23 protein-coding genes and 1 pseudogene are annotated in these 15,675 nt (G+C 36.7%); 1 reads left to right on the forward strand and 23 read right to left on the reverse strand.

From position 1 onward, the window contains the following. Positions 1 to 122 precede the first annotated feature (122 nt). From GXX20_00540 to GXX20_00570, 7 genes and pseudogenes are all read right to left on the reverse strand, one after another. Positions 123 to 521 (reverse strand): annotated as a pseudogene (locus GXX20_00540) (AAA family ATPase). 301 nt (positions 522 to 822) lie between these two features. Beyond that, positions 823 to 1,215: a 30S ribosomal protein S9 gene (rpsI, locus tag GXX20_00545; GenBank protein HHW30155.1), complete on the reverse strand. Its 393-nt coding sequence runs from the start codon at positions 1,213 to 1,215 to the stop codon at positions 823 to 825. Between the two features lie 23 nt (positions 1,216 to 1,238). Further along, positions 1,239 to 1,673, reverse strand: a complete 435-nt coding sequence (rplM, locus tag GXX20_00550) for a 50S ribosomal protein L13 (protein ID HHW30156.1) — start codon at positions 1,671 to 1,673, stop codon at positions 1,239 to 1,241. 241 nt (positions 1,674 to 1,914) lie between these two features. Beyond that, positions 1,915 to 2,649 carry a tRNA pseudouridine(38-40) synthase TruA gene (gene truA, locus GXX20_00555; GenBank protein HHW30157.1) on the reverse strand — a complete coding sequence of 245 codons (735 nt, stop codon included), beginning with the start codon at positions 2,647 to 2,649 and terminating at the stop codon, positions 1,915 to 1,917. Positions 2,650 to 2,698: 49 nt separating this feature from the next. Continuing rightward, the gene (locus GXX20_00560) at positions 2,699 to 3,649 is read right to left on the reverse strand and encodes an ROK family protein (GenBank protein ID HHW30158.1); all 951 of its coding nucleotides are present in this window, start codon (positions 3,647 to 3,649) and stop codon (positions 2,699 to 2,701) included. Positions 3,650 to 3,749: 100 nt separating this feature from the next. Next, a complete protein-coding gene (locus GXX20_00565; protein ID HHW30159.1) occupies positions 3,750 to 4,547 on the reverse strand; it encodes an energy-coupling factor transporter transmembrane protein EcfT in 798 nt (265 codons plus the stop codon). A gap of 20 nt (positions 4,548 to 4,567) precedes the next feature. Then, on the reverse strand, positions 4,568 to 5,425 hold the full coding sequence (locus GXX20_00570; GenBank protein ID HHW30160.1) for an energy-coupling factor transporter ATPase: 858 nt from the start codon (positions 5,423 to 5,425) through the stop codon (positions 4,568 to 4,570). Positions 5,426 to 5,646: 221 nt separating this feature from the next. Between GXX20_00570 and GXX20_00575 the strand changes: the two genes are divergently transcribed. Next, positions 5,647 to 6,243 carry a class I SAM-dependent methyltransferase gene (locus GXX20_00575; GenBank protein HHW30161.1) on the forward strand — a complete coding sequence of 199 codons (597 nt, stop codon included), beginning with the start codon at positions 5,647 to 5,649 and terminating at the stop codon, positions 6,241 to 6,243. Here the strand turns inward: GXX20_00575 and GXX20_00580 are convergent. The 16 genes from GXX20_00580 to rplR form a co-directional block, all read right to left on the reverse strand. Beyond that, positions 6,215 to 7,066 (reverse strand): energy-coupling factor transporter ATPase, encoded by an 852-nt coding sequence (locus tag GXX20_00580; protein HHW30162.1) that lies wholly within the window; start codon positions 7,064 to 7,066, stop codon positions 6,215 to 6,217. The genes GXX20_00575 and GXX20_00580 overlap by 29 nt on opposite strands. A gap of 147 nt (positions 7,067 to 7,213) precedes the next feature. Beyond that, positions 7,214 to 7,738, reverse strand: a complete 525-nt coding sequence (gene rplQ, locus GXX20_00585; GenBank protein HHW30163.1) for a 50S ribosomal protein L17 — start codon at positions 7,736 to 7,738, stop codon at positions 7,214 to 7,216. Positions 7,739 to 7,784: 46 nt separating this feature from the next. After that, on the reverse strand, positions 7,785 to 8,732 hold the full coding sequence (locus tag GXX20_00590; GenBank protein ID HHW30164.1) for a DNA-directed RNA polymerase subunit alpha: 948 nt from the start codon (positions 8,730 to 8,732) through the stop codon (positions 7,785 to 7,787). 196 nt (positions 8,733 to 8,928) lie between these two features. Continuing rightward, positions 8,929 to 9,555, reverse strand: a complete 627-nt coding sequence (gene rpsD, locus GXX20_00595) for a 30S ribosomal protein S4 (protein HHW30165.1) — start codon at positions 9,553 to 9,555, stop codon at positions 8,929 to 8,931. Between the two features lie 18 nt (positions 9,556 to 9,573). Beyond that, positions 9,574 to 9,975 (reverse strand): 30S ribosomal protein S11, encoded by a 402-nt coding sequence (gene rpsK, locus GXX20_00600; protein ID HHW30166.1) that lies wholly within the window; start codon positions 9,973 to 9,975, stop codon positions 9,574 to 9,576. A gap of 22 nt (positions 9,976 to 9,997) precedes the next feature. Then, on the reverse strand, positions 9,998 to 10,369 hold the full coding sequence (rpsM, locus tag GXX20_00605; protein ID HHW30167.1) for a 30S ribosomal protein S13: 372 nt from the start codon (positions 10,367 to 10,369) through the stop codon (positions 9,998 to 10,000). Positions 10,370 to 10,602: 233 nt separating this feature from the next. Then, positions 10,603 to 10,716 carry a 50S ribosomal protein L36 gene (rpmJ, locus tag GXX20_00610; protein ID HHW30168.1) on the reverse strand — a complete coding sequence of 38 codons (114 nt, stop codon included), beginning with the start codon at positions 10,714 to 10,716 and terminating at the stop codon, positions 10,603 to 10,605. 112 nt (positions 10,717 to 10,828) lie between these two features. Next, complete coding sequence (infA, locus tag GXX20_00615) at positions 10,829 to 11,047, reverse strand: translation initiation factor IF-1 (protein HHW30169.1); 219 nt, start codon at positions 11,045 to 11,047, stop codon at positions 10,829 to 10,831. A gap of 60 nt (positions 11,048 to 11,107) precedes the next feature. Continuing rightward, on the reverse strand, positions 11,108 to 11,374 hold the full coding sequence (locus GXX20_00620; protein HHW30170.1) for an RNA-binding protein: 267 nt from the start codon (positions 11,372 to 11,374) through the stop codon (positions 11,108 to 11,110). A 26-nt stretch (positions 11,375 to 11,400) separates the two neighbouring features. Next, on the reverse strand, positions 11,401 to 12,165 hold the full coding sequence (gene map, locus GXX20_00625) for a type I methionyl aminopeptidase (GenBank protein HHW30171.1): 765 nt from the start codon (positions 12,163 to 12,165) through the stop codon (positions 11,401 to 11,403). Beyond that, positions 12,165 to 12,812, reverse strand: coding sequence for an adenylate kinase (locus tag GXX20_00630; protein HHW30172.1), 648 nt, complete (start codon positions 12,810 to 12,812; stop codon positions 12,165 to 12,167). The genes map and GXX20_00630 overlap by 1 nt, the downstream gene beginning before the upstream one ends. A gap of 11 nt (positions 12,813 to 12,823) precedes the next feature. Then, positions 12,824 to 14,119: a preprotein translocase subunit SecY gene (gene secY / locus GXX20_00635; protein HHW30173.1), complete on the reverse strand. Its 1,296-nt coding sequence runs from the start codon at positions 14,117 to 14,119 to the stop codon at positions 12,824 to 12,826. A 1-nt stretch (position 14,120) separates the two neighbouring features. Further along, positions 14,121 to 14,564: a 50S ribosomal protein L15 gene (rplO, locus tag GXX20_00640; GenBank protein ID HHW30174.1), complete on the reverse strand. Its 444-nt coding sequence runs from the start codon at positions 14,562 to 14,564 to the stop codon at positions 14,121 to 14,123. A gap of 14 nt (positions 14,565 to 14,578) precedes the next feature. Next, positions 14,579 to 14,758, reverse strand: a complete 180-nt coding sequence (gene rpmD, locus GXX20_00645; protein HHW30175.1) for a 50S ribosomal protein L30 — start codon at positions 14,756 to 14,758, stop codon at positions 14,579 to 14,581. A 13-nt stretch (positions 14,759 to 14,771) separates the two neighbouring features. Beyond that, positions 14,772 to 15,272, reverse strand: a complete 501-nt coding sequence (gene rpsE / locus GXX20_00650; protein ID HHW30176.1) for a 30S ribosomal protein S5 — start codon at positions 15,270 to 15,272, stop codon at positions 14,772 to 14,774. Positions 15,273 to 15,289: 17 nt separating this feature from the next. Then, the gene (gene rplR, locus GXX20_00655) at positions 15,290 to 15,658 is read right to left on the reverse strand and encodes a 50S ribosomal protein L18 (GenBank protein ID HHW30177.1); all 369 of its coding nucleotides are present in this window, start codon (positions 15,656 to 15,658) and stop codon (positions 15,290 to 15,292) included. Positions 15,659 to 15,675 lie beyond the last annotated feature (17 nt).

The raw sequence follows: 15,675 nt of genomic DNA on the forward strand, positions 1-15,675 counted from the left end.
AACTCGCTTACGCTCGCCCTTGACATCCTCAGACATAGTAAATAAATGTAAAATATAGAAATTTAAAGAAAGGAGAATCTAACTTAGAAAAGCTGAAAAATTGTCTTGACAATGGGGGGCATTATACTTCTATTAATAACATCTTTAGTCCTCATTCCCATTTTTATATCCTTTGCAATTCGTGAAATTAATGCTTGTTCTGAACATACTAGAGAAAATTTATATAATATATAATCATGTTTTTCTAACCTGGACAGCACATCATCAATAATACTTTGCTCATGCATTACCCAACAAAAAATAATATTTTCATACACTGAGCATGAAATAAAATTATTTATGAGATAACAAATATTATCAATTACCATATTTTTAGTTTCATCGTTCACAATAAAAGGAGACATGTCCCAACACCAATCACCATCCAGAAAAACACAATTTGGTAAAAGTTTTTGCAATTCTCTGCTTGTTGCTGTTTTCCCTACGCCCATAGTTCCATTTATAAAAATTAGATTTTTCATTTTATACTCTCCAATCTCAAAACTTAAATATTCCCTAATTCATAAAATTCTACAACTGGACATGGGATATATATTATGCCATACTATGTAATTATTCTTTACCGTTTCTAACTAATATACATATTCTGCATGACTTACTAAAACATCTCCGATTCCATTTGGTGTCTAATATATTATATCATTTATTATTAATAATTCATCAAAAATAAAAACCGCCAAAGGGAATGAACCCCCTGACGGTTGGGTAACTCGTAAACAAACTTTGTAAGTTTGAACAAACTCGTGTGTAATGAAACAAATATTATCTCTTTGAAAACTGTGGAGCCCTACGAGCTTTTTTGAGCCCATATTTCTTTCTTTCCTTCATTCTTGGGTCTCTTGTAAGGAATCCAGCCTTTTTTAAAGCTGGTCTAAGCGACTCATCAGCAACAGTAAGAGCTCTTGCAATGCCATGCCTTATTGCTCCTGCCTGGCCAGTGAATCCACCTCCAACTACCTTACAAAGCACATCATATTTACCTTCTGTTCCAGTAAGTACTAAAGGCTGCCTAACTATAACCTTTAATGTCTCCAAACCAAAATAATCATCTATACTTCTTTCATTAATTATTATTTTTCCATCTCCAGGTATTAGTCTGACTCTTGCAATGGATTTTTTTCTTCTTCCAGTACCGCAATATTGCACTGTTGCCATTTTAACATACTCCTTCCTTCAAACTAAATATTCAAGTCCAGAATTTCTGGTTTCTGAGCCTGGTGTTTATGCTCGCTTCCTTTGTACACTTTAAGCTTCTTAAACATAGCTCTTCCCAAACTATTCTTAGGAAGCATACCCTTCACAGCAATTTCTATTGCACGTTCAGGCCTTCTCTTCAGAAAATCTCTATACTTGATTTCTTTTAGTCCTCCAGGATAGCCAGTGTAATATCTGTGATATTTTTGATCAAGCTTTTTCCCTGTCAATATAACCTTTTCTGCATTGAGAACAATTACATGATCTCCTGTATCTACATGTGGGGTATATTCAGGTTTATGTTTACCTCTTAATATTTTTGCAACTTCACTTGCCAGCCTTCCCAGTGGCTTGCCTTCCGCATCAACTACATACCATTTCCTCTGGATTCCTTCGGCTTTTGCCACATAAGTCTTCATTGAGCTTTCTAACCTCCTAACAACAATTCTTATTCTGTTTATAGTATAGTAATTATCACCTTTTAGCTCTATTTATTAGAACTATTTATAAACCAAATTTTCGACACTGTATTATTCTAATACAGGTATATATAACATGTCAAGCTTAATTTGCTGATATTTTAATTTATCTTTTATTTTCTCTATTATTTAAGTGTATTATTACTATTACTCTAAAATAATCCTGCTTCATTTATTAGATTTAATAAAAAACCTGCGCCAGATAGAGCCCGTGTGCAGGGGCTGTTATTCCCGCATTGCTTCTGTCACGGCTCTCCAAAATTGCAGGAATTGAATCCGGACAAATTTTACCTCTTCCCACCTCAACAAGAGTACCCGCTATAATCCTAACCATATTATAGAGAAACCCGTTTCCAAGTACATCAATTTCTATTATTTTTTGCTTTTTTACCAGGGTAATATCCATTATAGTTCTAATACTTGTCTTTGTTGTGCTTCCCGCGGCCCTGAAAGCAGTAAAATCATGAGTGCCTTTCAAATAGGTTGATGCGCTCTCCATTAAAGATATATCCAAAGAATAAGGCACATGCCATGCCCTGTTCCTTAACAGGGCTGAGGGAAAAGTAGAATTATAAATATAGTATAAATATCTTTTCGCTTTTGCATGAAATCTCGCATGGAAATCAGGGCCTGCTTCCTCAGATGATACAATTACAATATCGTCGGGAAGTACGCTGTTTAAAGCAAAGGAGAACTTTTCGGCAGGTATTTTTGAATTGGTGTAAAAATTAGCTACCTGTCCTAAAGCATGAACTCCCACATCAGTTCTGCTCGAACCAATAAGGTTACAATCTTCTCCTGTCAGTTTCTTTATACATTTTTCTAAAGTATCCTGTACCGTAACAGCATTAGCCTGGGTCTGCCAACCATGGTAACCCGTACCGTCATATTCTATCGTTAGCTTTATATTTCTCATCAGTATACAGTCTCCTAATAAGTATCCTAAACAGCATTCTATCTGTATCCTAATCTCTGCCCAGCATGGCAGCTCCTACTATTCCTGCATCATTTCCCATTTTTGCTGTTCTTATTTCCATTGAAGAATTGCCCTTAAACAACATGTATTTATTAACCATTTCTCTTATGGGCTTCAACAGATATTCCCCTTGTTTGGAAATACCTCCTCCGATTACTACTACCTGCGGACAAAAAATATTAACAGTATTGATTATACCTTCAGCCACGTATGTGTAATAACGGTTTATTACTTCGACAGCCGTGCTATCTCCTGCTTTTGCTGCGTCAAAAGCTACTTTTGCATTAATCTTAGAAAGATCACCTTCAACCAATCTGTATATCAGAGAATCAGGGTTTTTTCTAATCGCTTCCTTCACCTGCTCTATCAGTGCAGTCGCCGAAGCATACACTTCCCAACATCCTGATCTGCCACAATTGCACTTTTTCCCTCCCATTGCGATAACCATATGTCCCAGCTCAGCACCGGCATTATTCATACCGCTGTAAATCCTGCCGTTGATAATCACTCCGCTCCCTATCCCGGTTCCTAGAGTAATAGTTACTGAATGGTCTACATCTTTTGCCGCTCCTGCTACACTTTCTGCAAGAGCTGCACAGTTCGCATCATTATCAAGTATGACAGGCAAATTGATATATCTTTGGATTCCTGCTCTTAAGTTTTTATTTGACAGATTAGGAATATTATTTGCATATATAAGAGTACCATCCTTATCATTAACAATGCCGGGGCAGCCTATTCCTATGCTTTTCACACTGGTTGTTTCTATCCCGTAGTCATCGATAACTTGCTTAGCCAGCATAGCCATATCTTTTATAATTTCATCAGCAGGTCTTTCTTTTCCTGTACTTGTGCTTGCTTTTGCTAGTATTTTCCCCTGCTTATCAACCAGACCTGCTGCAATTTTTGTGCCTCCAAGATCAATTCCTACATAATACATAAATACCTCCTGAAAGGCCATTAGTATTAATCCATATATATCAGCATATACGACCCATATATATCAGTATCTACATTTAGCCATATTGGCCATACATTTTTTAAGCATATTGAATATACATTACCAGAACTGAAAATAATAGCATAATTATTATCATCAACACATCAATCTGTGTTATTTTCAATTGTTTCATCCTGGTTCTTCCCGTACTTCCCCTGTAGCATCTTGCTTCCATGGCAGTTGCTAATTCATCGGCTCTTCTGAAAGCACTTACAAATAAGGGTACAAGTACAGGAATAAAACTTTTTGCTCTTTCAACAAGATTCCCGGTGTCAAAGTCAGCTCCTCTGGCTGACTGGGCTTTCATAATTTTATCAGCTTCTTCTAAAAGAGTAGGGATAAATCTTAAAGCAATAGTCATCATCATAGCGATTTCATGAGCTGGAACACCTATTCTTTTAAATGGTCCCAGAAGCTTTTCAATTCCATCTGTCAGCATTATGGGGGTGGTTGTAAGGGTAAGCAAAGAAGCAGATACTACAAGCAGTACAAGTCTTATTGACATTTTTGCAGCTGTATCCAGTCCTTCATATGTTATTGTTATAAACCCGTATTCAAATATGGGTGTTCCATCCACAGTAAATATATTTATAATGGTGGCAAATAACAGAATAACTATTATTGGCTTCATTCCTCTGAGTGCATATCTTAAGGGAATACCTGAACCTATTATTCCTATCAGGGTAAATAATACCACCATTAATAACCCCAGATATGTGGTTGTCAAAAAAATAATTACCATATATAAAAGTACGAGAATTATCTTAACCCTGGGGTCTGTTCTATGCAAAAATGAATCCCCTGGTATATATTGACCTAATGTAATATCTTTAATCATTCCGGCTTCACCTATAATTATTAATACAATTTTTGTTTAGCTTTCAGATGCTTTAAAATTTCGTCTTTTGCCTGCTTTACAGTAAATATATCTGTTCTTATACTGGGAATATATTGTTTTAATCTTTTCATCAGATAAGTTATCTGGGGCGCAGATAGCCCAATATTCTCTAACTTTTCTATATTGCTGAACACATCTTTTATGGAGCCATCCATTTCAATCTGTCCTTTATTCATGACAATTACCCTCTCCACAAGCTTTGCGACATCCTCCATACTGTGTGAAACCAATATTATTGTGATTCCCCTGATGCTGTGCAGATCCTTAATTAACTGGAATATTTCATCTCTTCCCTTTGGATCCAGGCCTGCAGTAGGTTCATCCAGTATCAATATACTGGGATTCATTACAAGCACTCCTGCAATAGCAACCCTTCTCTTCTGTCCTCCGGATAAATCAAAGGGAGATTTATCTAAAATGGATTCATCTAAACCAACTGAATTTATTGCACTAATAACGTTATCCCTTATTATTTCCTTGTCTAAATCCTGTTTAACCAGCCCGAAGGCAATATCCTTATATACTGTTTCCTCAAAAAGCTGGTGTTCTGGATATTGGAACACGATTCCTACTTGTTTTCGCAATTCTCTGAGATTCTTGTTACAAATATTTTCCCCATTTATTATTACTTTTCCGCTGGTAGGCTTAAGCAAACCGTTAAAATGCTGTACAAGAGTCGACTTGCCAGAGCCTGTATGTCCAATTATCCCTACAAATTCTCCGCTATTTATAGTAAAACTAACGTTCTTTAAAGCTTCCTTTTGAAAAGGACTACCCTTCATATATATATGTGAAAGATTCTCAACTACAATCGACATCCTAAACTCCTGATTCTGACACTGTCTGATAATATTCTGTATTCATCGCATAAAAAATATATAAATCATTTTATCACAGTTTATTTGAATTTCAATCATCATGCCCTAGACAATAGAAATAATTTGTGATAAAAAATACAGGTAGTAAGTTTTAATTTGATGGAATGCGAACGTGCTGGAATAAAGGTAAGATAATATAGCTTAAAGAAAGGAATATGTAAGTGAAAGAACATTATTATTCAGAAAATCCTGAATCAGAAATAAAAGAAATTACTTTTGACTATCAAATTAAAAATGTTTCATTAAAATTTACCTCTGTAAGCGGAGTTTTTTCATTTAAAAATAAAATTGACAAAGCTTCTGAGCTACTGATAAAAAGTTTTTATCCTTCAGGTAAAATGCTTCTTGATATGGGTTGCGGATACGGTGCAATAGGCCTGTTTTTAAAAGCCCTTTTCCCTAATCTGCTTGTTGTTCTGTCTGATATAAACAACAGAGCCGTGGAATATTCTATTTTAAATGCTAGAAATAACAATCTCCAGGTCAAAGTTATACAAAGTAACTTATTTTCCAATTTATCCGGATTGAGATTCGATGATATCGTAACTAATCCTCCAATTGCCGCTGGGAAAAAACTTAATACAGATCTAATAAATAAATCCCATGATTACTTAAATACAGGCGGAGCCTTATGGCTTGTTGCTTATCATAACAAGGGAGGATCTACTTATAAAAATATTATGAAAGAAAGATTTGGCAATGTGGAAGACATTGAAAAAAGTGGCGGTATCAGAGTATATAAGTCGATAAAACTTTAGAAGCCTCATCTACATCCAATATATCAAGAGGGAATTGATATCCTTCTTTATTTAGTTCATAAAAAAGCTCTGTTATCTGAGGAATATCCAGACCCAAGCTCTTTATTTCCTCAACATTTGAAAAAACCTGTGCAGGACTTCCATTAACAACAATACGGCCTTCATCAATAACAATAACTCTGTCAGCCATGCTTGCCTCATCCATATGGTGAGTAATATGGATAATGGTAATATTCTCTTCTTTGTTTAACTTCTTTAAAACCTGCATTAACTCCTTTCTTCCAATAGGGTCCAGCATGGAAGTAGCTTCGTCAAGTATAATACATTTAGGCTTCATAGCTAAAATACCAGCTACTGCAACCTTTTGCTTTTGACCTCCTGACAGGAGATGAGGTGCATGTTTCCTATATTCCCACATTCCCACAGTTTTTAGTGAATCATCAACTCTTTTGCGTATTTCTTCGGGCGGTATCCCCAGGTTTTCCGGACCAAAAGCTACATCATCCTCAACTATGGTTCCAACAATCTGGTTGTCTGGATTCTGAAATACCATACCTGCTGTACTTCTTATATCCCAAAGATTGTTCTGGTCATCTGTTCTTAAACCGTTAATTATTACTACCCCTGTATCAGGTAAAAGTAATGCATTAAGCAATTTGGCAAATGTGGACTTGCCGGAGCCGTTTCTTCCTAATATAACCAGAAACTCACCTGTTTTTACACTAATATTAATATCGGTAAGAGCCTCTATTTCTTTTTGATTTTGAGATGCGGACCGATACGTAAAACTTACATCTTTCACTTCAACTATATTTGCTCTCACAAATTATGCACCTACTTAAATAATAATTAAGGGGATATCCTTTTTCAAAAGAGACATCCCTCAACATCCATTGGAAACATACCTCCGTGGAAGTGTGTCCAAATTTTTAGGGGACATTCCTCGCTAGAGGTGTGCCCCCATTCCTCTTTACACTAACTCAAGTATTACCATTTCAGCAGCGTCACCTCTACGAGGTCCTATCCTGTAGATCCTGGTATAACCGCCATTCCTGTCTTTATATTTGCTCGCTATATCATCAAATATCTTATCTGCAAGCTTAATGGTATTTCCTTTTGAATCCTTTACTTTATAAAGCCATTTTAAAATCTGTCTTCTTGCATGCAGTCTTGAAGGATTGTCAACAGGAACCAGTTCTGTTTTTTCTTCTCTTTCTACTACTTCATATTTTCTGCCATTTTTTGATGTAACAGTTTTAGTAACCTTTTTCCCTACACTGTTTATTTTTGCATGGGAAACCTTTACCTGCTTAGAAGTGAAATTATCCGCTTCTTTAACAGCAAGTCTTATTAGTTTTTCGGCAATATTCTTAACTTCCTTTGCTCTTGCTTCGGTAGTTTCTATCCTGCCATTAACAAATAGAGAAGTTACAAGCCCTCTGAGCATTGCTTTTCTCTGATCTGTTGTACGTCCAAGTTTTCTTTGAGCCGGCATGGCTACATACCTCCTTTACTCTTAAAATTACTGCAATATGGAGTACTTAATCTTCACTCTTGGCTAAAGACAAGCCTAATGCATTTAGTTTTTGCAGTACTTCCTCTAATGATTTTCTGCCAAGATTTCTAACTTTCATCATATCTTCTTCTGTCCTGCTTATTAAATCTTCTACTGTATTAATACCAGCCCTCTTAAGACAATTATACGATCTGACTGACAGATCAAGTTCTTCAACTGTCATTTCAAGGACTTTTTCTTTCTTGGTTTCTTCTTTTTCTACCATTATCTCGGTATGCTTTGCATGATCTGACAAATCAATAAACAGATTCAAATGCTCGCTTAATATCTTTGCGCCAAGACTAATAGCTTCATCAGGTTTAATGCTGCCATTTGTCCAAACTTCAAGTGTTAGTTTGTCGTAGTCTGTAATCTGACCTACACGGGTATTCTCTACAGTATAATTTACCTTTTTAACAGGAGTATATATTGAGTCAATTGGTATTATACCAATAGGCTGTCCGGGTTGTTTGTTTTTTTCAGCCGGAACATAGCCTCTTCCTTTATTAAAAACCAACTCCATATATAACCTGCTGTCCCCGTTCAATGTAGCAATATGCAAGTCAGGATTCAGTATCTCAACATCTGCATCAACCTTAATATCACCTGCTGTGACAGGTCCTTCACCATCAGCATCAATATAAACCACTTTTGGGCCGTCACAGTGTAACTTTGCTGAAAGGTTTTTAATGTTGAGTATAATTTCGGTTACATCTTCTACCACTCCTGGTATAATGGAAAACTCATGCAATACTCCGTCAATTTTTATTGAAGTAACAGCTACGCCCGGCAATGATGATAATAGTATTCTTCTCAAAGAATTGCCCAGAGTTATTCCATAACCTCTTTCAAGTGGCTCTACAACAAATTTTCCGTACTTATTGTCTTCAGTTATTTCAATACATTCAATTCTTGGCTTTTCTATTTCTATCAAACAAAACCCTCCCCTAAACTGCAATATTTTTTTGAGGGCAACTGACTAATTAAGTCTTATAAAATAATAGTTTACTCTGTATATTATTGTCAAAAATTCAGTTGCAATAACCAGGATTTCCATATTTCCCGGGAAAATATAATGAATTTTTTCTGGTATAATTTGTTGACAGTATTTGAAGCTTTTATAATCCTTTTTATTTTGAATAAAGCTCTACTATCAAATGTTCCTTTACCTGCAGGTCAATTTCATCTCTAGGTGGAAGCATTAATACCTTGCCTTCCATTTTTTCTTCATTAAATTCTAACCACTTCGGAACAACTTTCCCACCAGTTACATCTCTTATTTCTTTAAATTTTTCCAAGTTCTTGCTATTTTCTTTTACTGCAACTACATCTCCTTCTTTCAAAAGGTAAGAAGGAATATTTACTTTCTTTCCGTTTACAGTAAAATGTCCGTGTAATATCAATTGTCTTGCTTCAGGCCTTGAAGTAGCCAGTCCGAGTCTGTAAACAACATTATCAAGTCTGCTTTCTAATATCTGTAATAGGTTTTCACCAGTTATACCTTTCTTTTTAACAGCCATCTGGAAATATTTCCTAAACTGGCTTTCAAGAACTCCATAAAATCTTCTTGCTTTTTGTTTTTCACGTAACTGAAGCCCATATTCAGATAGTTTCTTTCTTTGTTGGCCATGTTGACCTGGTGCATAAGCTCTCTTAACAACAGAACATTTATTGGTATAGCATCTTTCACCCTTTAGAAAAAGCTTTTCGCCTTCTCTACGGCATAATCTACAAGATGCATCTTTATATCTTGCCATTTATACAACACCTCCTAACTAAACTCTTCTTCTCTTTGGTGGCCTGCATCCATTGTGAGGAATGGGTGTTACGTCTTTAATAAGACTAACTTCCAAACCAGCTGCCTGTAATGCTCTAATAGCAGCTTCTCTTCCTGAGCCAGGGCCTTTAACATATACTTCAACTGACTTAAGTCCATGCTCCATTGCTGCTTTTGCAGCTGCTTCCGCAGCCATCTGCGCCGCAAAAGGTGTACTTTTCCTTGAACCTCTAAAGCCCAGGGCTCCGGAACTTGCCCAAGATATTGCATTACCTGCAGTATCGGTCAGGGTAACAATTGTATTATTAAATGATGAGCGTATATGTGCGGCTCCATGTTCAATATTCTTACGTTCTCTTCTTTTCCTTGAAACTCTTCTACCCGTTGTTTTAGGTGCCATCTATTCCTTCTACCTCCTCATACTACTTTTTCCTCTGGACTCCTACAGTTCTCTTGGGTCCCTTACGTGTTCTTGCATTTGTCTTTGTTCTTTGCCCTCTTACAGGGAGACCGGCTCTGTGTCTTCTACCTCTATAACAACCAATTTCAATAAGTCTTTTTATACTTAACGCGTATTCTCTTCTCAAGTCACCTTCAACTTTATATTCCTTGTCTATAACTTCTCTGAGCCTATTGGTCTCATCATCAGTTAAATCTCTGACTCTTGTATTAGGATCAATGCCTGTCTTGGCTAAAATTTCGTTGGCTAAGGATCTTCCAATCCCATAAATATAAGTCAACCCTATTTCTATCCGTTTATCCCTGGGTAGGTCAACTCCAGCAATACGAGCCATTAATTAAACACCTCCATAGTATCGCATTTCTATTAGATTACTTCTGCATTTCCTGATTTTTATCAGTTTTCTTTTTTCTTAGTTTTGATTCTAAATATTTTGTTCATCAACAAATTAGAACTACTAGCTAATTCTAAATTAAATTAGAATTTGATATATTTTAACACCCTGGGCATAGACTAATATTTCTATTAGTTCTACGCAGCCGCCCCCAAAGTGATAAATGACATTTATTAACCTTGCCTTTGTTTATGCTTTGGATTTTCACAAATAACTCTGATTCTGCCTTTTCTTTTTATAATTTTGCATTTTTCACATATAGCTTTTACTGATGGTCTTACCTTCATCTTCAATCCTCCTTCTTAGAATAAATGTTTGCACATCCAACCTTAGTTTAATGATAAATTTAACAATAAATAAGGTAAGGTAAAAATTTATACTAAGCGTAATATAAGTTAGTTACTTTGCTCTCCAGGTAATCCTGCCTCGGGTTAAATCATATGGAGATAACTCAAGGGTAACTTTATCACCCGGCAGTATTCTGATAAAATTCATCCTTAGCTTGCCAGATATATGAGCCAGTACTCTGTGTCCATTTTCAAGCTCTACCTGGAACATAGCATTTGGTAGTGTTTCAACTACTGTTCCCTCAACTTCAATTACATCTTCCTTAGACAAAATTTCTAACCTCCTTATTTTAAATCTCACATTTTCTCTTTCTCTATATCATTTTAATGCTTAAACCACTTCAATGTTTGCCAGTGCCTTTCTAATCTCCGAATTACTTACTTTTTGATTCGTCCTAAGTTTCATCCCCAAATCTTGAAGCACAATTTCTGTCAGTTGAATATGCTTAATTTTCTTTTTCTTTGGTTTTTCAACTTTTCTAAGACTTCCATCTGAGAGATAAACATATGATGTATCAATAATTCCTGTCACTACAAACTTTTTCCCTGCATCCCTGCCTGCCTTAGAAATCACTACCTGTCCTAAGGTTAGATCCAAACAAATCACCCCAGAAATAATTGGTACTACAAAATCGTCAAAATCAATGGTTCTTCATCAGTTATGGCAATTGTGTTTTCATAATGTGCCGATAAGCTGCCATCTGCGGTTAATACTGTCCATCTGTTGCTGTGTAATCTCACTGGATAGTTCCCTGCATTAACCATTGGTTCTATTGCCAGTGTCATCCCAGGTATCAACCGTGGACCTCTTTGCCTTGTTCTATAGTTTGGTACTTGTGGAGCTTCATGCATTTCCCTACCTATACCATGGCCAACGTAATCACGAACAACAGAAAACCCGTTTGCTTCAACATGGGATTGTATAGCGGCCGATATATCAACTATTCTGTTTCCTGGAACTGCCTTGCTTATACCCTTATAGAAGCTTTCTTCTGTTACTTTTATTAATTTTTTTGCTTCTTCTGATACATTTCCAACCGGAAAAGTTCTGGCCGCATCGGAATGATATCCGTTAAGAATCACACCGATATCGATACTTATAATATCTCCATCTTTTAATTCTGTCAAACCAGGTATCCCATGCACAACCTCATCATTTATAGAAGTGCAGATACTGGCAGGGAAATCCTGTGCTCCCAGTGCATTTTTATAACCTTTAAAAGATGGTATGCCACCATTTTTAATAATATATTCTTCTACAATCCTGTCAAGTTCTATAGTGGTTATGCCAGGAACTATTATTCTTTTTAGCATCTCGTGGCAAGCTGCTAAAATTTCACCTGATTTTTTCATTAAATCTATTTCATGTTTAGACTTTATAGATAACATTAACTAACACCAAGTACTTTCATTATCTTGTTGTTCAAATCCTCAATTCCATATTCTCCATGAACTGTTTGCAAAATTCCTCTTCTACTGTAGTATGCTATTAAAGGCTCTGTTTGTTCATGATAAATTTTAAGTCTTTGCCTAATTGTTTCTTCGCGGTCATCTGATCGTTGAATAACTTCAGCCCCGCAAATATCACATTTATTTGGAGTTTTTGTCGGATTGCTAACAATATGATAAACAGCGTGACATTCCAAGCATACTCTTCTTCCTGATAACCTATCTATTACCACTTGATCCGGGACTTCTATATTAATAACATAATCTATTGGTGTTCCCTTCTGAGACATCTCAGCGTCAAGGCTCTCAGCCTGTACTACCGTTCTGGGAAAACCATCAAGTATAAACCCCCGGGAACAGTCGGGTTTATTAAGTCTGTCGACAACAATGCGGATAGTCAATTCATCAGGAACCAGTTGGCCTTTATCAATATACACCTTTGCTTGTTTACCAAGTTCAGTGGATTCTTTAATATTATACCTAAATATATCTCCTGTTGATATATGTGTTAGGTTCAATTCTTTAGATATAATGGCTGCCTGTGTACCCTTACCTGCTCCAGGCGCTCCAAGTAAAATAATTCTCATGACATTCTCCTTTACTCCAAGAATCCCTTGTAATGCCTCATGAGCATCTGTGCTTCAATTTGTTTAACAGTTTCAAGAGCAACTCCAACGAGAATCAGCATTGCTGTTCCACCAAACCAAAGTCCTTGCGTTTTGGTGATCTGTCCCAGAATATTAGGCAATAATGTGATAGCTGCCAGGAAAATGCCTCCAAACCATGTGATTCTGTTTAATACCTTTGAAATATAGTCTGATGTTGGCTTTCCAGGTCTAAGTCCAGGAATAAATCCACCATTCTTTTTCATATTATTAGCTATTTCTACCGGATTAAACTGTATGATTGAGTAAAAGAATGTGAAAAATATTATCAACAAAGCATATATAATTGCATATCCAGTACCGCCCTGTGCATTCTTCAGCCATACTACGAACTTATTGGTTGAATTGGGTGCCACAAGGCCTGCTATTGTTGAAGGAAAAGCCATGATTGACATAGCAAAAATAATTGGTATTACTCCAGCCAAGTTAACCTTTATTGGCAAGTGGGTACTCTGTCCCCCATATACCTTTCTTCCTACAACTCTTTTTGCATACTGGATAGGAATTCTCCTCTCTGCTTCCTGAACCCAGATTACTGCTGCTATAACCAGGACAAATACAGCCAGTATCAATATAATGGAAATAATTCCTATTATCCCTGTACCTCCCAGAGCTCCAGCCATGTACATATTGTACATAGTCATTGCTGCCTGAGGTCCTCTTGATACTATTCCGGCAAATATTATCATTGATATTCCATTACCAATGCCGTGTTCATTTATTTGCTCACCGAGCCACATTAAGAATGCGGTTCCTGCAGTAAATGAAAGTGTTATAGTAATATAGCTTATAAAACTGGTTCCGCCTGCAATTGCGCTTCTCATACCAAGATACAAAGCTGTAGACTGCAAAAAGCCCAGAAGAACGGCGCCATATCTTACAAACTGCTGTATTTTTTGCCTTCCTTCTTCTCCTTCTTTTTGCATCTGCTCAAGTTTTGGTATAGCGACAGTAAGGAGCTGCATAATTATTGAGGCGTTGATATAAGGTGAAATACCCATTGCAAATATTGAAGCAAGTTTTAGAGCTCCACCTGTTACTATATCTAAAAATCCCCCAATTGATCCTGCACTCTCAACAAGTCTTGAGAATTCTCTTGCATCAAGGTAGGGCACAGGTATATGTGACCCTACTCTGAATATCAACAACATTGCGATAGTAAATAGCAGTTTTTTTCTTAAATCTTTAATCTTCCAGGCGTTTCTCAGGATTTCAAACATTCCACCCATTTTAAACCACCTCTACCTTTCCTCCTGCAGCTTCAATTTTTTCTGCTGCCGTTCTGGTAAATCTTGAAGCTTGTACTGTCAACTTCTTGTTTATTTCTCCATTACCTAGAACTGCTATACCGTCGTATCTTCCTTTTACAAGTCTTTTTTCTCTGAGAAGTTCTTCATTAACTGTCATGCCGTCTTCAAAAACATTTAAATCAGAAACTTTTACTTCAGCATATACTTTAGCGAATACTTTATTATTAAAACCTCTTTTAGGTACTCTTCTATATAGAGGCATCTGACCGCCTTCAAAACCCGGCCTTACACCACCGCCAGAACGAGCATTCTGACCCTTGTGTCCTCTACCGGCAGTCTTACCGGTTCCACTTCCTATACCTCTTCCCTTTCTTTTGGGAGATTTCTTTGAACCTGGTACAGAAACTAAATCACTTAACTTCACTAGATGCACCTCCCTTAGATTTCCTCAACTTTTACCAGATGAGATACTTTATTTACCATACCCCGAATCTGAGGAGTATCATTTTGCTCAACAGAACTACCTAATTTTTTCAGTCCAAGAGCTTCTACAGTTGCAATCTGATCTTTCTTGGCCCTGATAGTACTCTTTACAAGAGTTATTCTCAATTTGCCCACTTAATATTCCCTCCTAACCAAGTACTTCTTCAACAGATTTGCCACGGAGCCTTGCTACTTCTTCAACAGTCTTTAATTGTGAGAGCCCTTCAATGGTTGCATGAACCATGTTTATTGGATTGTTGGACCCCAATGACTTTGTCCTTATATCACGAATTCCTGCCAACTCAAGAACGGCTCTTACAGGCCCACCGGCAATTACTCCAGTACCTTGGCCGGCCGGTTTAAGTAAAACTTTGCCAGCACCAAATTTTCCAATTACTTCATGAGGAATAGTTGTTTCAACGATAGGTACTTTAATAAGGTTCTTCTTTGCGTCTTCAATTCCCTTTCTAATAGCGTCGGGAATTTCTGCTGCCTTACCCATACCACATCCTACATGTCCATTTTCATCACCGACTACAACCAGTGCACTAAAACGGAAATTTCTACCGCCTTTAACAACTTTAGCAACTCGGCCTATATTGACCACTTTTTCTTTTAAGTCCAGCGTACTTGCATCTATACGTTGCAATTTTTCTCCCTCCCCTATTAGAATTCTAATCCTGCTTCTCTTGCACCTTCTGCAAGTTCTTTAACACGCCCGTGATAGATATATCCGCCTCTATCAAATACAACACTTTTAATTCCCTTATCAATTGCTCTTTGCCCAACAAGTTTTCCTACTTCTCTGGCAGCTTCTTTATTTCCTCCCGACTTAATTCTGCTCTTTAATACACTGTCGAGACTGGAAGCTGCAACCAATGTAGTACCGGTTGTATCATCTATGATCTGTGCGTATATGTTTGTTAGGCTTCTGAAAACATTTAATCTTGGTTTCTCAGGAGTACCAAATACTTTTTTACGTACTCTTACATGTTTTCTCTTCCTGACTTCATTCTTATTTAATTTCTGTATCATTTATTTTCAACTCCTTT

Source organism: Clostridiaceae bacterium (assembly GCA_012840395.1).
In the GTDB taxonomy this organism is placed as follows: domain Bacteria; phylum Bacillota; class Clostridia; order Acetivibrionales; family DULL01; genus DULL01.